Raw genomic sequence first — 16,238 nt, 5'->3', positions numbered from 1 at the left:
AGCATAACCCGAAAACACCGGCAGATATCAGTTGTTGGTGATTAGGAATTCGTTACTGGTTAAATCAAATAACGAATAACCAGTCACAAATAACTAAACCCGAAAAAATGGATACATCCAGCAGCCTGGATATTTTGTATGCCGGAAGTATGCCAATACAGCTCCTGTTCAAAGGGGGTCTATTGAATAGTATTCACCATTCCGAGCTGTTGATTCAGGTTTTTGCGTTCGGCCATGGCCAGAATAGTTTCGTAGGTCTGGTGACGATTCATAACCTCCTTGACGTAACGCACCGTTTCTATGCCGCGGCAAAACCCGAAGCGCGCATCCTTGTAGTATTTTCGCTGCATCAGCTTCAGCAGGGCGTCTGATACGTTTTCCCACTCGTTGGGATTTTTGTTGTGGTCGATGGCGAGCCGGCGGGCGTCGGCTACATGTCCCGGCCCCGCATTGTAGGTAGCCAGGGCCAATGCCCACTGGTTGAGACTGTCAAGGTAGGAATAGTGTCGCAGGTGCTCGGTGATAATGCGAACGCCCTCCCGGAGATTGATCTCTGCGTCATAAAGCAGTTGTTCATTTTCAACCTGCGAAAACTGCGGCATCACCTGCATCAGTCCGACAGCACCCGCCCAGCTTTTTGAATTGGGGTTAAACTTGGTTTCCTGGGCGATTATGGAAGCGATCATCAGCCAGTCGACCCCGGCGGAATCGGCCACGGATTTAATAAGATCGTCGTAGGGTGAGATAATGCCGGTGCCTTCAATTTCGGAAACAGGCCTGTAAATACTGGCCACCTGCTGGGCTTGCCCCCCGCCGAAATAGCGTTTTCTCAATACATTCAAAAAGGTAGACCGTTTAGGCTGGCCTTCTTGCGCTCCAAACCGAAAATGTTTGTACAAAAAGCGATTTAACCGGGTTTCCAGGTCGCTGGCATTATTCCGGATTGCCCAGGCGATGGTGTCATTCCGGGCAATAGTCGGTCCCTTTACCAGGCCGTTCATGTAGGTTCCGGAGGCTTGGAACATGTTATTGTCGGCCACCGTGGCCTGGTGCTCATCCCGCGAAATTTCAAAAAGGAGCGATTCTGTATCCATGTCGCTGGACGTGAGCCGGATGTTCAGGTCGTACCCATTCTGCTGGAGTTCCTGGAGACGGCTGTAATATGAACTGTTTCGCCGCACCGTTATCGGGATGTTGCGTTCTGCCAGCGCCTCGAGCGTTGAGGGCGGGTTTTCTATGTCATCAGAAAAAATGATGAGCTGGTTTACAAGATTGTACGGGCGGGTAAATTTTACATACTGTTTGCGCTCGGGCGTGATGGTATAATTTGCGGCAATAAGGTCGCCCGCGCCGCTGTTCAGCAGATCATAGGGATTTTGATTGGGCCCCACAATCACTACTTCAAGAGCCAGGTCGTGCTCATTGGCAAACTCGCGGACCATTTCATACTCAAATCCTCTCTCAATGCCCTGATGCAAGAAATAGGTATTGGAGCTGTAGTTGGTGATCATTCGCAACACTCCACTATTCTTGATCTCTTCGTAGTCGCGCTCTACTGGTTCGGTAACCGATACATTCAACCCCTGATCGATATTCTGTTCGACAATCTCCTCCTGTTGCTGGGTGCAAGTGGAGACAGTAATGCCCACTGCGACCAGTGCAGGTATAAGAAGATTGCGTGAGAATTCATGAGGTTTAGCATTCATAGATGTTTTATTCGTTAACGATAATTGAATCGATAACTGCTTTGTTATCGACGTCGAACCTTAATCAGTACTTGATTATGTTAGAGGTTTTTGCAAACGCTATGGGTTCGTCAAAACCTCTTTTTTCTACGTGCTCTCATTTTACAGGCACGTAAGATACTGATTATTACATCAAAGCAATACTTTTAATCCATCTCTAATGTTTATTAAGAACCGGGAATATACCTGATTTCGAGGCTATTAACGTGATTTGTCAGTATTTCGTTTATCTTTTTCCTGTATGCAAGATATCCTGAAACGTGAATTCTTACAAATTTGCGCGTAAAGCGATAATAATATTGCGTCCCGGTGCACTAATTCCCGATGAATATGGCCTGTAGTGTTTGTCCATAATATTTTCGACCCCGGCGTTGACTCTGAAATTTTTACTGAATTGGTACGAAGCCCTGGCATTGAGGGTTGCCCAGCCGGGGGACCCGTCTTCAGTGTAGAGATGCGTTTTGCTTTTTTCGGATGGAGAAAAGTCGCTGATGTCTTTGCTAGCATTAAATTCGGAATAGAGCTCCAGTTTGACCTGCTCGGCCTTGTAGGTGAAGCCGGTTTGTCCAAAAACCGGTGCTACGTGTCGCAGGGGCTCCTGGTTGGTGATATCCTTCCCCTTTGTGTAGGTAATATTGGAATTGAAACGGAGATGGTTGACCAGTTGCAGGCTCAGGTCTGCACTAAAACCGTATATGTACGCTTTCCCGGCGTTGACCATTGCTTCCACCCGGCTCAGTTCCCCATCATATATAATGGAATCCCGCCCTGCAAATTGATAGTTGCGCCGAACCATGGCGTCGCGAAGCCGGGTATAAAAGCTGTTGAGTTCAATACGGGCGGTTTCCTCAAACCGCTTGATGATTGAAAAGTCGAGATTGTAGGAATATTCCGGCTTGATGTTTTCATTGGGTACAACCACGCTGCCCGGCTCCGAATCGAATACTTTGGCGGCGTCGTCCACATTGGGGGCTCTGAAACCGGAAGTGCCGTTCAGGTTGAACTGGAGGTCGTCCAGCGGCCGGTAGGTAAAGCCCAGGCTGCCGCTGAACGCCCCGGTATTAATCTCAATTTTGTCAAAGGGAAAATCGTAGAACCGGGTATCCCTGAACCGGGAATTGAGCACAACATGGCTGTAGCGGGCGCCAAGGATGGCGGTTACCCGGTCTGACAGGTTATGCCGGTATTTGCCGTAACCGGCAAACTGGGTATAACGGCTGCCGCCGTCAGGATAGCGGGTCGCTTCCGGTCGGCTTTGGCCGGTGGCAATATCGGTGGTTCGAGCCTCGGAGGCCACGTAGTTGTACACGGTTTCCACCCCGTAAAAGAGCTCGTAGTCCTCGTTCCACCGTTTGTCAAAATCGATATTGGCGGTTACCACATTCACATTCTCCTCCCTGTTGCGTCGGTGAGTTCCCCCGAAATCCCGGTCATTGCGGCTCTCCTGGAACCACTGATGCGAGAAGGTGCCGCTCATGTTGTTAAACAGCGACGTCGGTTCAGCGGCACTGATTTGCAGTGCATTCATCATCCAGATCTGTGGACCGTAATACCACTCGGCGTTGGCAAAGGGACCGCTGTCTCCGTTCTCACGTTCAATCAGCCGGTCGTAGCGGGGGATGTCACTGGTCGTGGAAAGGTGGAAGCCATAGTCTGCGTTCCAGGCTCCATCGGACTTGTAGCGTACTTTTTGCATCAGGCTGAGCTGTTCGTAGCCCGAGTATTTTTGCAGCGTTACGTCACTGTTTTCAAGGATCCTGTCGACGCCGTTGATGCGTGCCTGGTACTGCTTTCGCTTGCCAAAATCGGGGTAGCGGTCATAAAAGTCGCCCCCTGAACGCAGGTCGTCGTAATGGCTGTAGGTTATACTGGTCAGAAGTCCCCAGTGCTGGTATCCCAGGTTGAGATCGCCGTGAATCGTGCGCTCGTTATTGGCCGATGAGTACCGAACCATTGAACCCGCACTGGTGATGGATTTCTCCGAAAAGGAGAGCTGCGGATCTTTGGTCTGGAAGTTCATGACCCCGCCCAGTGCATCGCTCCCGTAGATGATGGAACCGGGACCAAAGATGACTTCGGTTTGATCGAGCGCGTTGGCGTCAAGTGAAATCACATTTTGGAGGTTTCCACTCCTGAAAATAGCGTTGTTCATACGGATGCCGTCAACGGCAATAAGCACCGAATTGGCGGCGAATCCCCGTATCATCGGACTTCCGCCCCCGAGCTGACTTTTTTGCACAAACACCTTCCCCGACTGCTGAAGCAGGTCAGCGGTCGTCTGCGGGTTGCTGAAGCTGATCTCTTCGGTGCTGATCTGGATGATTTTCTGTGGGATTTCGGACTGTTTCTGCTCCCACTTGCTGGCGGAGATAAAGACTTCTTCCATATTAACCGACCGTTCGGCCAGCGTTACCCTGTAGTTCAGCTCCCTGATCTGTTCAAGGGAGAGTACCAGGTTTTTGTAGGAGGCATGCTGAAAGGTGATATAGTCGCCCGGGTCAAAGCCTGAAAGGTCGGCTTTTCCCTCCATATTGGTCATGGCAGTTTTATCCTGGTCCTGGTTGTAAAGATAAACATTGTTGACAGGTTGCAGGGTGTTCTCATCCACCACCTGGACCTGTTGGCCCCGCAGTAGTCCGGGAAGTAACAGCAGCGGCAGGACTGCGATTGGTAACAGCTTCTTCATGGGTGTGTTCATTCTGATGTTATTGGAAATCCGAATGAAGGTATAATGAGCGTACATTTGTATAAATACTATGATCATGCTATAAAGAGGGGACTATTACTTGTTGCGTGCCTTGCGCCTCCATGTCAGGCCCACACCGATGATAATGATCAGCATGGCAATGAAGGAGGTGATCGGCGGCAGCTCGTCAAAGAGGACATAGGCCAGGAATGTAGCGAAAATGGGTTCCGTGAGAATGAGCGTGGAGATGAGCGTGGGAGACACATACTTGACCGCGTAATTCATGGATCCGTGACCGATAATCTGGGGAAATACCGCCATACCGGTAGCCGAGGCCGCCCCGATCAGGCTTATCTCCAGCAGGTTGTTGCCCAGGGCCAGGGCGGTGATCACACAGGTTGCACCGGCAAAAAAGTAGACCGGGAATACATAATCCACCCACTCCCGTTTCTGCCGGATTTTCTGTCCGATCAGCAGGTAGACCACAAAAATGGCCGCAGCACTGGCTGCCAGGAAATTTCCAAACAGCGGGTCGGAGAAGTCGGTTTCAATCTGGCTGTCGGAGATTCCGAGCAGCACCGAGCCGGAAAAGGCCATGCCGACCCCGATCCACGAGGTGATCGCAAAGCTGCGCTTGAACCAGAGGCGCTCTATGAGGATAAGCATGATCGGGTGGATGGTAACCAGCACGGAGGCAGAAGCCACCGAGGTATAGTGGAGCGAGGCGATCCAGCAGATAAAATGAATGCCCAGGCAGAGTCCCGCCAGGAATACATAAAACTTGTCTTTTGTGGGCGTGACGGCCCGGTCCCGCGTCATATACCAGTAAGGCAAAAGCAGGAGCGAGGCGATGACAGTGCGGTAGGCAGCCAGCACGAGGGGCGGGGTTTCGGGGGTGAAGCGGACAAAGATCGGCGAAAATCCGAACGCTACCAAACCGGCTCCCAGTGCGGTCAAGACCTTTAGGCGCGGGTACGAGTCGGGCATGGGGATCAAGATGTGGGGTTCAGTATGCAGGCTAACTATCGGATCCGGTCCATTGAACGAACCAGTTCCTCATCTTTTTTGATATTGCGAAGAGCCAGAATTTGTGCGATAAGCCCCAGCAGCAGCAACGCCACCCCGAGCAGCTCATCCCATAAAAACAGGCCAAATCCGCCCAGGGAAAACAGGATACCGGCGCCCCAGCCCAGGCTGGCAATCTGGATGAGCATGGTTCGTTTTACCCACGTCATCTGGGCCGGCCGGTTTTTATAGAGGAAAATGCAGCCAAGCGACATGAGCGCCGCCACCGTCAGTACCACGGCAAACCCCGTCCCGATCCACGGCTTGGGGTCTTGCATGGCGTGGGAATAGAGCGGATTGAAAAATACGGTTCCATTAAATAGAAAAGCCAGAAACAGAAAAAGAGTTTGTATTCGCTGTATCACGGTTCAATAATTTATCTGAAATTCAGATCGCAAAGATACAATATCTTTTGGAGTAGCTCATCCCTATTTATCGAAAGCTGCCGCGGTGACCGTGAAATTACGTAATTCCCTGCCGTTATACGCCAAAAGGAAATCATGTGGCGCCATTATTTGTATACTACAGGTGAACGGGGAAACAGGATGGGTACTCAACCATCATTCAAAAGAAAACTTTGTGATGTTGCCATTAAATCCTGTGGCACAAGCGGCATGCATTTAGCTGAAAAAGCGGCATAACAGGGCATGAATGTAAAAAATAATACCGTGGTTCCGCATAAATAACGACGAGGCCCATTAATCGAGAACTACACTAGCCGGGATAGAACAACATGTATCACAAGAGGCTGTTGGAAAAGGCAAAAAATACATTTGATTTTCACTACTTCAGGATAAAAAATGACTGGACATTTCCGCCGAGCATGGCCCATACATCCGGTGCAAAGATGGCGAAGGGGACCTATGAGGCTGAAGTATCCGACATTATTGAGCAGCATTTACAGGATGGATCTGTATTCATAGATATAGGGGCCAATGTGGGCTATTTTACTCGAATGGCCGCCCGGAAGGTCAACAGTTCGGGCAAGGTATATGCTTTTGAGGCCGACTATGCCAATTACAACGCGCTGAATAACAATACGATCGGGCTGGATAATATTGTTACGATGAATTTAGCTGTTTCCAGTGAGAACGGCTTTACGGAGTTCCACCAGAGTTCGCACTCTTCCTGCCACAGCCTCGTCGAAACCGACAACTATTTAAACGGCGATCAATGGGTGTGTCCCAGCATCACGTTGGATAAATTTTGGTCGCTCTACCTTGACGAGACTTATATAGACCTGGTAAAAATTGATGTGGAGGGTGCTGAGCTTTTTGTCCTGGAGGGGATGGACAGGATGATTGACCGCCAAAAGGTGGGATCCGTTGTCCTTGAATACTGCCCGGAATTTCTGAGGGAGACCGGGCTGAGCAGGGAAAAACTGGTGAGGCTTCTGCTCGAACATTTTTCTATCACCATCATCGAAGACGAATACCGCTCCCTGCTGGAGACCAGCCGGATCGAGACGGCCAAAGAGTTCGAAAAGATAACGCAAAAACTGCTCGCGAGAGATGATGCCGTTAATATCAATCTGTTGTGCGATGCCCGCCCGGCGGAGTAAAAAATGTTTTTTTTATAGATGTTATGCCGCAAACTTATCTTTTTCACATGGTGCTACACTAATAAACAACGTTTGATCGACATAGAAGGATTATGTGTCATTACGACGATATATCAATCTTCCATAAGATAGCGTCGAATCTTCTCGATCTCAGGGCGGGAATCGCCTGAGTTCACCATTTCCATCAAGCTGGAAAAGTAATGCCGTGCCTTAACGCGATTGCTGGTCAACGCGGCAGCCTGACCTGCACCGTATAGGGTACGGTAGCGGTTGGGATCGTGCCTTTGTGATTGCTCGTATTCAACGAGTGCCTCACCCGGCCGGTCGCTCTCGAACAGCATGTCACCGAGGAGTTCCCGTGCAGGTACAAGTCTTCCGGGACTAACCGCAGCCTTCTCATTTGTATCTTCCAGGTCGGCGGCCGCGCGCATAAGGGTTAGTGACTGCTCGCGGTTTCCTTGTGCAAAGGCAACCCACGCTGCACCACCCAATCGCTGTACTTCCACTTCAACAGCCCAGTATGTGTCATTGGTTAACTTCATCGCCTCAACGATGCGTGCAAGTTCCTGTACATCACGTTCTGCTGCAACCGCATCGCCGCTACGCGCAGCACCCAGGGCACGTGCAAAGTGCGTCAATGCGGCGGTGTATGGGAAGCGTGTCTCCTGAACCCGAAGCTGCGCAGCTTCTTTCCATTCGTTGCGTTCGATTGCATAGCGTGCAGGTATAGCAGCGAGTGCGTAGGGTGTGATCTGAACCTTTTCGTTACCTCGCACCCCAGGTGCACCCCCGACCACGCGTTGCGCATCTTTGTCGCGTGCGAGCTGCAAATAGGCGTACACCAGGTAATCCATGGCGTGCAACTGATCGGTGAACTCCTTTTCAGCTTTGGCGACAGATTCAGATCGCAGATTACTTGCAATTGACTCCTCCCATGAACCAACACGTGTAAAAATGTGAGAAGGCATGTGCAGTGCATGAGGCGCTGATGGTGCAATTTCGGAGTAGCGTTTCGCTGCATTGAGTCCTTTACCCGCGATTGGAGGATAGTCGTAGCTGTGGATGAGATAGTGGGCGACGCCGGGATGATCCGGATATTTCTTAAACTGGATTTCAAGAATGGCGGCGGCCTTTAGGGCAGATGCAAACGTCTTCTCGGCCGGGTCCTGCGTGGCCCTCAAATAGATCGCTGAAAAGATTTGCGATTCATCGTCTTCGGGGAAGCGTCTTGCTACATTCTCGAATGCATCCGAGAGTGATTTGATTCTTGCACCGTGCGAGCGCTCGGTAAAGTTCTCATAGTATTGCGCAACCGCCTCAATGAAAAGGCGTTCACGCTCAGTCTTCGCACCGATAGTGAGACCGTGTCCAATCGCCTCCTTTGCCTGCTGTGCCTGCGTTGTAGTGGGACCGGTAGCAAAGGGATTCCCTATGAGAGTGGTCGCGATGCCCCAGGTTGCGATGGCACAATTTGGGTCGCGCTCAAGTATCTCTCGAAATGTTTTTTCGCTTTCCTGCCACCAGAATGAGTGCAAAAGGGCAACAGCACGTTCGAAGGTTACCTGTACGGCAGGTGTGCATGAATTAACGAATGAAACTCGGCCAAGCTGCTCGTCGAGGACCCCCTCCGTCTCCTGGGCCGATGCAATTGTCACTATAGAAAGCGATAAGGCAAGCAGCAGTATTGCAACATAAAAATGCATTTTCATGTACTCACCCCATTCAAATTATTAGAAGAACAAGAGCATAATGAAAAAATCGGAGCTGATTTCCTATTGTAATATTTTCCATAGGTGGTAAACAATAGGACGATATCATGGATAAGTACGATTTAAAGAAACTCTATCCTGAAGAAAGGAAATGGATCAATACAGGTAATAGCTGTGTAATTGGACCAAACGGATAAATTTCTGAATACAAAGGAAAAAAATACAGAACACGGCATATAAACCATAATATTCAGCAAGTTTTTTTACCAATGTTGTACCAATAAAAAAGCCGTAAAATGCTAAGTTTTTGTAACTTAACATTTTACGGCGATTATTGGGTTTTTAAATGTGCCCTGGACTGGAGTCGAACCAGCACTCCCCGAAGGGAACTGCCCCCTCAAGACAGCGCGTCTACCAATTCCGCCACCAGGGCTGAGAGGGTATATCAAATTTTAAAGGCTTCAAATATAGGGGTTTTGCAATTCAAATAACAAGCACCAAATTAAAATCTAAAACAGGCTCCTGTTGGTGAGTCTTCCACTCTGTTCTCAAGCTAACAGCTGTTAGATTTTAGATAGAGAATATCGAGCGTGAAGCCCTAATTCTCAATATCCCACCTGACGAATACACAAATGAATCAAAAACTACTCCCGTGCCCGCACATGCTGCAAACTCGGGCATTTGAGTTCCGGCCATTTGAATTGCAGGGTTGGTCTCTAGAGCTCATCCAGCTGCCCCTGTACATACTCGTTCTCCGGGTCCATCTTTTTGGCCTGCTCGTAGTACGAGCGCGCCTTTTCGGCCTGTCCGGCCCGCTGCATGAGGTCGCCCATCAGGATCCAGTTTTCCACATCCTTCGGGTCGTTGCGGATGCGGTCCAGCAGGTAGGAGATCGCCTCGTTTCCCTGGTCGTTCATAATCTTGTAGAGCACCAGGTTTCGGTGCGCCGCGGGAGAGTCGTCAAGGTCGATCGCTTTTTTGAAATCCTTTTCCGCATCGCTGAGCTGTTCCATCTGCAGCTGGGCGAACCCGCGAAGATTGTAGTATCCGCTCTTTTCCGGCTCCAGGGTTATCGCCTTGTCAAGCGCTTCCACACTGGGTTCCCACTGGTTCAGCTTTTGAAATGTCATCGCCTCCAGGTGGAATCCGTCAGCCGCTTCCGGCTCCATCTTTTGCAGGCTGTGGGCTATATCAAGCGCTTCGTCAAAATCGCCTTCACGCAGTGATGCTAATCCTTCTTCCAGTGTTTCTTCGAAACTCATACTATCTGTTTGTTAGGAGTTGTACTTACAATGATCTAAAGATAAGGGTTCGACAGCTAAATCACATAAAAGGAAATGACAATTTGCAGCCACCCGGTACCAGCCAGAATGGTGGTTTGACTTCTGTTGCTGTGCGCCGGGGGCAGGAATGGGTTCGGCCAGTGATGCGGGCAGGCTATTTGTGGCCCGTACTTTGTTCCTCTTCTTCCTCCTCGATCTCCTCATACTCGGCCTCTTCAATCTGGTCTATCCGCTGTTTAACGCTGCCGTTGCCGGACTGCCCCTGGTTCTGCTGCCGGGACTGTTGATTCATCTGGTTGAATACCGAGTGAAAAAAATCGGCCCCGGACGAGGTTCGCCCGCGGGGGCGTGACTGTGATTGGGAGGAGGGCAAAAATAGTCGGCTGACAATTTTAATCAGGAAGTAAATGACTACAAAGAAAATAATCGTGCGTAGAAGCATGCTAGCTGGGTACAATATGAATGTGAGTGTTGCCGCGAATCGGCTGGTTGAACACCTGCTCGTCTATATAATCTAAATGTTTTTCATTACTTACAAAATCGATATCACTGGTATTAATGATTATGAGCGGTGATTTATTGTAGTGATAGAAGAAATGGTTATAAGCATCACAGAGTTCCTGCAGGTAATCGCGGGTGATCTGGCGTTCGTAGTCGCGGTCGCGCTCCCTGATATTTTCCATCAGGCGGTCAACGGAGGCCTGCAGGTAGATCACCAGGTCGGGCTTGGCGGAGATGCCGGTCATGATATGATAGATGGAATCGTAGAGCGATAGCTCATCATCGTTCAGGTTCAGCCGGGCAAAAATACGGTCTTTTTCAAACAGGTAGTCAGAGATGGTGAGCTCGTGGAACAGGTCCTTGCTGGTCATCTGCTGCTGCTGTTTAAATCGACTGGCCAGGAACGACATCTGGGTGGGAAAAGCATAGCGGTCGCGATCATCGTAAAATTTGGGTAGAAAGGGATTCTGTTCAAACTGCTCCAGCATCAGCCGCGCGTTGTGGCGTTCCGAGAGTAGCTTGGCCAGCGAGGTCTTGCCCGCCCCGATGACTCCTTCAACGGCGATAAACTCAAACTCGTTTTCCATTATGTTACCAGCATAATTCGGTTTTGTGGATAATGAGTGAATCCGCTGTTCCCACCAGTTCGTCGATGGGTTGACTGGTTTCGGGATCAATCCACCCGGGATTCAGCTCCCTGAGCGGCAGCAGCACAAACAGGCGGTCGCGGTACTCGGGGTGCGGTATGACCAGCGATTCCTCCCTAAGCACCAGGTCGTCATACGCAATAATGTCGAGATCGATGGTGCGGGGCGACCAGCGCGGATGGTTGGCCGGGCGGCCGTGCTCGGCTTCATACTCCTTCAGCCGGCGGATAAAATCTTTGGGGGAGAGGCGGGTTTGCAGTGCCACCACGGCGTTCAGGAAGTTGCGCTCGGAGGGACCGACCGGCTCGCTTACATAAACCGAGGAGGCCGCGACAGCAGATTCCGAAATGCCTGCAAGAAAAGATTTGGCTTTTGAGAGATGCCGGCGCCGGTCCCCTACATTGGAACCGATGCCTACGATTGCCTTTGCCATGTCATTGTTACTTCTGAATAGTTCGTTTTCGCCTGCAACGGGGGATCGAGTTTTCGAACACTTACCTTAAGATGTTGAACTTCGGGAAACCGACCAAAGAGAATTTCCCCGATATTCAGGGTTAAGGTTTCGATCAATTTTTGGGAAGGTCCCTCCATCACTTCGCGGACCACCGCTTCCGCCTCCTCGTAATTCAATGTTTTGGAGAGGTCATCATTCCGCGCCGCCGTTTTCAGGTCAAGCTTGAACGCCAGGTCCACCTCAAAGTCGTTGCCCTCCCGGCGTTCCTTCTCGTAGAAGCCGTGATTGCCACGGTACTTCAGAGAATTAAGGATCAAATTGTCATAAGAGGATAGTCTTGGGTCGTGAGTCATGAGTCGCAATATATCAAAAGCATTCAGCGCCGGACGGAACCCGCTTAGAGATGCCGCCCATCCTGTCAATTCTTAATACCTGAGTCCAATTTTACTTCCTACAGGCTGGCAACCTCTATCTTCTGGTGCAGCTCCTCTACAATGCGCTTGTGCTTGGGACTGGTTTGCATCCGTTCCTCCACGGTCTGGATGGCGTGGATAACGGTGGAATGGTCGCGCCCGCCAAAGTGAAGTCCGATGGTTTTCAGGCTGGAGTCGGTAAACTGCTTGGCCAGGTACATGGCAATCTGGCGCGCTTCCACGATCTCCTGTTTTCGCGTCTTTTCGCGCACCTTGTTGGTATCTATGCCGAAGTATTCGCACACATAGGTCTGGATCTGCTCGATCGAGATTTGTGTGTTTGATTCCTTTACCATGTCTTTTAGCACCCGCTTGGCTATGGCCAGATCCAGGTCGTCCTCGTGCTGCAACGAAGCGTGGGCCAACAGCTTGATGATGGCCCCCTCCAGGTCGCGCACGTTCGATTTGAAATTGTGGGCGATGAACTCCAGGATGTCGTGAGAGAGCTCAATACCGTTGTCGAGTGCCTTTTTTTCAAGTATGGCGTAGCGCGTTTCATATTCCGGGATCTGCAGGTCGGCACTCAGTCCCCAGCTGAAACGGGAGATCAGCCGCTCTTCAATATCCGGGATCTCGCGCGGGGCGCGGTCGCTGCTCAGTATAATCTGCTTGCCATCCTGGTGGAGGGCGTTGAAAATATGAAAGAACTCCTCCTGGGTCTTCTCCTTGCCGCTGAAGAACTGGATGTCGTCGATAATGAGCACCTCGATCTGCCGGTAGAACATCGAAAACTCGCTGGCGCGGTTGTTCCTGATCGACTGCACAAATTCATTGGTGAAACTTTCGGAAGATACGTAGACAACCGATTTCTCGTTGCCGAAATCGTGCTTGATCTTGTTGCCGATACTCTGGATCAGGTGCGTTTTGCCGAGCCCGGTTCCACCGTATACAAAAAACGGATTAAACGAGTTGCTGCCGGGATTCTCAGAAATAGCGATGGCCGCCGAGCGAGCCAGGCGGTTGCAGTCTCCTTCTATAAAGCGTTCAAATACATAGTTCGTGTTAAGGTTCGGATCAATCGATGTTTTCCGTATCCCGGGGATTACAAAAGGATTCTCAATTTTCCCCGGATTGTACTCAGCATATCCGTCGACATCCTGTTGCTGCTTGCTGGGGGGCATCGGTCGCTGGGGGAGCCGTACCGAGCGTGTTCCGGTGTCATCCTCAGACTTTTCGAGTACCACCGAATATTCAAGTTTCCCGTCATCGCCCAGTACTTTGGCCAGGGTAGAGCGCAACATCCCGTAATAATGTTCTTCTAGCCACTCGTACCAGAACTGGCTGGGAACTTGTATGGTTAAGGTGTTATCCTCGAGCTTGACAGGTTTAATGGGTTCAAACCACGACGTATATTTCTGATAGCTGATGTTGTCCTGAATAATATCAAGACACTTCTCCCATGCCGTATCAGCGGAATTAATATTCAATTCCCTTGACCTCCTTAGAAATAAAGAATTAGAGTTCTACACTATAGCTTACCAAGACAGTTATCCACACAAATAGGGGCAAATGCTTCTGTAATACTGAGACGAAAATGATAATTTCAGGGACAGATGTCAAAAAAAATAAGGCGTGTTATCCAAAAGTTATCCACAATTAACTAAACAGTGTAAATTATTGGGAGGCATATATTTAGTGTTTTTCCAATGATTTTGTAAAAAAAACCTTGACACCTCATAATAATCCGCTAACACAGATTTTACGTTAACCTAACACTGGGAACCACCCGCTCAAAAACTTTTCAACAAGTTATCCACATAAAGTTAACAATGAAAATTTTGCACACTTTTGCAGGAGGGATTACGGCTGAAACCGTTAACTGCCGGTATATTTGGCCTTGATAAAACGAGCTTTTTTTTCATAGTCGCTCTCAACAGTGACCTCCCATTGCACGGCGGGGAAAAGCGACTTGATCTCTTCGGCATGCAGCTCGTGCAGTTCAAGGTAGAGGTGCCCGCACGGGGGGAGAGTCTGCCCGGCATACCGGATGATGCTGTTGTAGATCCGGCTCATATTATCGGTGAATAGCGCAACCGCAGGTTCATGTTCCACCACCTGCTTTTCCAGCGCCTCTTTCTCTTCGGGGAGCACGTACGGGGGATTGGAGACAATAATGTCGAATTGGTCGGCCAGGTCAAGGGCTTCCCAGTCTTCGATATTGCCCTGCGAGAAGGTGATATCTGCATTCTGCTCGCGTGCATTCTCCCGGGCAACCGCGAGCGCCCCCTCCGATATGTCGATGGCAAACAGTTCCCAGCCGGGCCGCTCCTGTTTTAGGGCAACGGGGATGCAACCGGAACCGGTACCGATATCGAGGACCTTTTTGTTGTCCCCGGTATCAGGATGGTCATCCAGTATTATTTCTACCAGCTGTTCGGTTTCAATGCGGGGGATCAAAACCTCCGGGTTTACCTTGATGCGGGCATTCATAAAGTCGGTATACCCGATAATATACTGCAGGGGTTCGTGCCGGGCCCGCCGTTTGACCAGGGGGCGCAACTCATCGAGTTCGCCGTCCGAAAGGGGGCGGTCAAATTTGAGGTACAGGTCCAGCCGTTTAACATCGAGTACTTCGGCCAGCAGCCATTCAATGCTGTGCCGTGGATCGGGAATCCTTTTGCTCTTGAAGTAGTCGGTGCCCCATTCAAGCATCGAAAGGACCGTCCAGTCCCGGGGCGGGTTACTCATAGAAGAGGTGGATTAAGATTCTTCTTCAGATTTGGTCTCTTTTACCTCTTGCACGGTGAGTCCAAATCGCTTGGAGAAATCCAATATAAAATCGGTCACTTCATCGTCAATAGTGCGCTTTTCTTCATCCAGGGAGCTTCCGCGAAAGCCCATGCGCCCGCCGGTCTTTTTTAATTCAAACCGATTTTCCTTGCCTGTGCACTCGATAACACAAGTGAGGGTGACACTTGCATTGATTTGCTTTTCGTACTCTTCATAAACCGCCACATGAACCACATCGTCATGATCGGAAGATTCATACTTATACAAATATTTTGGCTCAATTTCCCTAAAAAGCTGTTCAGGCATGCGGTGCAACGTACCGGCCGGACCAAAAACCAAAAATTTGCTGACTGTATTCATATTTTGTTGTAAAAATCTGAATTGGTTTGATAAGATACTAAACAGCCTGAATAAACATCTTATCTTGACAATAGTCAAATCTCACCAATGTAAATGTGCATAAAATATAGATGATACGGGAATGATAAAAAAGTCAGATTGCCGATTGTGTTTTTCAAGCAAAATTCCATGTTTCTTATACCTCTTCGGCTTTGCCAGGCGATCTGCTTTGAAAGGAAGAGAACCGAACGATTTCAGGCTACCCTGGGAAAAATGCCTTGCTGAGGTCTTTGCAGAACCTGATGCTTGGTTGGGAGGTGGTTGTACCACCGATCTTGTATAGCACATAAAGCGGGAGTACAACTCCCTCCGAACGGTGTTCGAATGTTTTGCAAAGTTCTCTTGCAGGCTAAACGCCAGAACATCACGCTCACAAACCTTATATAATATAAAAACAGCCGGTTATGAAAATTGAACACATTGCGTTTAACGTTGAAGATCCTATTGAAACAGCCCGATGGTATGTCGAGCACCTGGAGATGTCGATCGTCAAAAAAGTGGAGGAGCCTCCGCAGATGCATTTTTTGGCCGACAGCAGCGGCTCGGTGATGATTGAGCTGTATAATAATCCCGCGAGCCGGGTGCCGGATTATGACGCGATGGATCCGCTGACGTTGCACCTGGCTTTTTGTTCCGAAAATCCGGACCAGGATCGGGACCGGCTGCTTGACGCCGGGGCATCTCTTGTCAGCGACGAAACGCTGGAGGATGGCTCCCGCCTGGTGATGCTCAGGGATCCCTGGGGACTGGCGATCCAGCTCTGCAAGCGGTCCGAGCCGATGCTGTGAAGCTTCTGCCCGGAAGAACGGGTTGTCGCTGCAGGGCAGAATAAGGGTATTTGTACAGGGGCAGGTTGGATTTTTTATCAAATACTCCCATATTAACTTGGATTTTTGGGCGCACGATTGCTCCCAGATACCATATTAAGTGCAAAAGAAACGGTTTCATTCCCGATGAGGCCGGCAGGTTTGCGTGGTATTGAATC

Annotated in this window: 15 protein-coding genes and 1 tRNA gene; 2 read left to right on the top strand and 14 right to left on the bottom strand. The window is 49.9% G+C overall.

Annotated elements, in window-relative coordinates; translation table 11 throughout:
• Positions 1 to 179: 179 nt before the first annotated feature.
• The 4 genes from ACG2F4_RS07740 to ACG2F4_RS07725 form a co-directional block, all read right to left on the bottom strand.
• Positions 180 to 1,706, bottom strand: a complete 1,527-nt coding sequence (locus ACG2F4_RS07740) for a transglycosylase SLT domain-containing protein (protein ID WP_395259646.1) — start codon at positions 1,704 to 1,706, stop codon at positions 180 to 182.
• A 307-nt stretch (positions 1,707 to 2,013) separates the two neighbouring features.
• Entirely contained in the window at positions 2,014 to 4,431 is a 2,418-nt protein-coding gene (locus tag ACG2F4_RS07735) for a TonB-dependent receptor domain-containing protein (protein WP_395259645.1), read from the bottom strand.
• Between the two features lie 96 nt (positions 4,432 to 4,527).
• The gene (locus ACG2F4_RS07730; protein WP_395259644.1) at positions 4,528 to 5,418 is read right to left on the bottom strand and encodes a DMT family transporter; all 891 of its coding nucleotides are present in this window, start codon (positions 5,416 to 5,418) and stop codon (positions 4,528 to 4,530) included.
• 35 nt (positions 5,419 to 5,453) lie between these two features.
• Complete coding sequence (locus ACG2F4_RS07725) at positions 5,454 to 5,861, bottom strand: DUF4293 family protein (RefSeq protein WP_395259643.1); 408 nt, start codon at positions 5,859 to 5,861, stop codon at positions 5,454 to 5,456.
• A gap of 386 nt (positions 5,862 to 6,247) precedes the next feature.
• Between ACG2F4_RS07725 and ACG2F4_RS07720 the strand changes: the two genes are divergently transcribed.
• Entirely contained in the window at positions 6,248 to 7,057 is an 810-nt protein-coding gene (locus tag ACG2F4_RS07720) for an FkbM family methyltransferase (protein ID WP_395259642.1), read from the top strand.
• Between the two features lie 113 nt (positions 7,058 to 7,170).
• On the opposite strand, the gene ACG2F4_RS07715 is transcribed toward ACG2F4_RS07720, so the two are convergent.
• The 10 genes from ACG2F4_RS07715 to ACG2F4_RS07670 form a co-directional block, all read right to left on the bottom strand.
• Positions 7,171 to 8,766 (bottom strand): hypothetical protein, encoded by a 1,596-nt coding sequence (locus ACG2F4_RS07715; protein WP_395259641.1) that lies wholly within the window; start codon positions 8,764 to 8,766, stop codon positions 7,171 to 7,173.
• A 349-nt stretch (positions 8,767 to 9,115) separates the two neighbouring features.
• Positions 9,116 to 9,199, bottom strand: a tRNA-Leu gene (locus ACG2F4_RS07710).
• 283 nt (positions 9,200 to 9,482) lie between these two features.
• Complete coding sequence (locus ACG2F4_RS07705; RefSeq protein ID WP_395259640.1) at positions 9,483 to 10,028, bottom strand: tetratricopeptide repeat protein; 546 nt, start codon at positions 10,026 to 10,028, stop codon at positions 9,483 to 9,485.
• Positions 10,029 to 10,203: 175 nt separating this feature from the next.
• Positions 10,204 to 10,491, bottom strand: coding sequence for a hypothetical protein (locus ACG2F4_RS07700; RefSeq protein WP_395259639.1), 288 nt, complete (start codon positions 10,489 to 10,491; stop codon positions 10,204 to 10,206).
• Position 10,492: 1 nt separating this feature from the next.
• Positions 10,493 to 11,137, bottom strand: a complete 645-nt coding sequence (locus tag ACG2F4_RS07695) for a deoxynucleoside kinase (RefSeq protein WP_395259638.1) — start codon at positions 11,135 to 11,137, stop codon at positions 10,493 to 10,495.
• Positions 11,138 to 11,141: 4 nt separating this feature from the next.
• Positions 11,142 to 11,630, bottom strand: coding sequence for a 2-amino-4-hydroxy-6-hydroxymethyldihydropteridine diphosphokinase (gene folK, locus ACG2F4_RS07690; RefSeq protein ID WP_395259637.1), 489 nt, complete (start codon positions 11,628 to 11,630; stop codon positions 11,142 to 11,144).
• Positions 11,612 to 11,968 carry a dihydroneopterin aldolase gene (gene folB / locus ACG2F4_RS07685; protein WP_395259636.1) on the bottom strand — a complete coding sequence of 119 codons (357 nt, stop codon included), beginning with the start codon at positions 11,966 to 11,968 and terminating at the stop codon, positions 11,612 to 11,614. Before folB ends, folK begins: the two co-directional genes overlap by 19 nt.
• 134 nt (positions 11,969 to 12,102) lie before the next feature.
• The gene (gene dnaA, locus ACG2F4_RS07680) at positions 12,103 to 13,545 is read right to left on the bottom strand and encodes a chromosomal replication initiator protein DnaA (protein WP_395259698.1); all 1,443 of its coding nucleotides are present in this window, start codon (positions 13,543 to 13,545) and stop codon (positions 12,103 to 12,105) included.
• A gap of 394 nt (positions 13,546 to 13,939) precedes the next feature.
• Complete coding sequence (prmC, locus tag ACG2F4_RS07675) at positions 13,940 to 14,812, bottom strand: peptide chain release factor N(5)-glutamine methyltransferase (RefSeq protein ID WP_395259635.1); 873 nt, start codon at positions 14,810 to 14,812, stop codon at positions 13,940 to 13,942.
• A gap of 12 nt (positions 14,813 to 14,824) precedes the next feature.
• Positions 14,825 to 15,214, bottom strand: coding sequence for a hypothetical protein (locus ACG2F4_RS07670; protein WP_395259634.1), 390 nt, complete (start codon positions 15,212 to 15,214; stop codon positions 14,825 to 14,827).
• A gap of 443 nt (positions 15,215 to 15,657) precedes the next feature.
• Here ACG2F4_RS07670 and ACG2F4_RS07665 point away from each other — a divergent pair, with 443 nt between their 5' ends.
• Entirely contained in the window at positions 15,658 to 16,041 is a 384-nt protein-coding gene (locus tag ACG2F4_RS07665) for a VOC family protein (RefSeq protein ID WP_395259633.1), read from the top strand.
• Positions 16,042 to 16,238: the final 197 nt, after the last annotated feature.

It is taken from the genome of Halalkalibaculum sp. DA3122 (genome assembly GCF_043951865.1).
In the GTDB taxonomy this organism is placed as follows: Bacteria; Bacteroidota; Rhodothermia; order Balneolales; family Balneolaceae; genus JAMQKA01.
The sequence above is the reverse complement of the archived record's forward strand: the minus strand, read 5'-3'. Positions and strand labels throughout refer to the sequence as shown.

What these genes read in the sequence shown, in the direction of transcription:
- ACG2F4_RS07705 (WP_395259640.1), bottom strand. Translation starts at nt 10,028, where the DNA reads ATGAGTTTCGAAGAAACACTGGAAGAAGGATTAGCATCACTGCGTGAA.
- ACG2F4_RS07695 (WP_395259638.1), bottom strand. Translation starts at nt 11,137, where the DNA reads ATGGAAAACGAGTTTGAGTTTATCGCCGTTGAAGGAGTCATCGGGGCG.
- ACG2F4_RS07670 (WP_395259634.1), bottom strand. Translation starts at nt 15,214, where the DNA reads ATGAATACAGTCAGCAAATTTTTGGTTTTTGGTCCGGCCGGTACGTTG.
- prmC (WP_395259635.1), bottom strand. Translation starts at nt 14,812, where the DNA reads ATGAGTAACCCGCCCCGGGACTGGACGGTCCTTTCGATGCTTGAATGG.
- folK (WP_395259637.1), bottom strand. Translation starts at nt 11,630, where the DNA reads ATGGCAAAGGCAATCGTAGGCATCGGTTCCAATGTAGGGGACCGGCGC.
- ACG2F4_RS07665 (WP_395259633.1), top strand. Translation starts at nt 15,658, where the DNA reads ATGAAAATTGAACACATTGCGTTTAACGTTGAAGATCCTATTGAAACA.
- ACG2F4_RS07700 (WP_395259639.1), bottom strand. Translation starts at nt 10,491, where the DNA reads ATGCTTCTACGCACGATTATTTTCTTTGTAGTCATTTACTTCCTGATT.
- ACG2F4_RS07730 (WP_395259644.1), bottom strand. Translation starts at nt 5,418, where the DNA reads ATGCCCGACTCGTACCCGCGCCTAAAGGTCTTGACCGCACTGGGAGCC.
- ACG2F4_RS07735 (WP_395259645.1), bottom strand. Translation starts at nt 4,431, where the DNA reads ATGAAGAAGCTGTTACCAATCGCAGTCCTGCCGCTGCTGTTACTTCCC.
- ACG2F4_RS07715 (WP_395259641.1), bottom strand. Translation starts at nt 8,766, where the DNA reads ATGAAAATGCATTTTTATGTTGCAATACTGCTGCTTGCCTTATCGCTT.
- ACG2F4_RS07740 (WP_395259646.1), bottom strand. Translation starts at nt 1,706, where the DNA reads ATGAATGCTAAACCTCATGAATTCTCACGCAATCTTCTTATACCTGCA.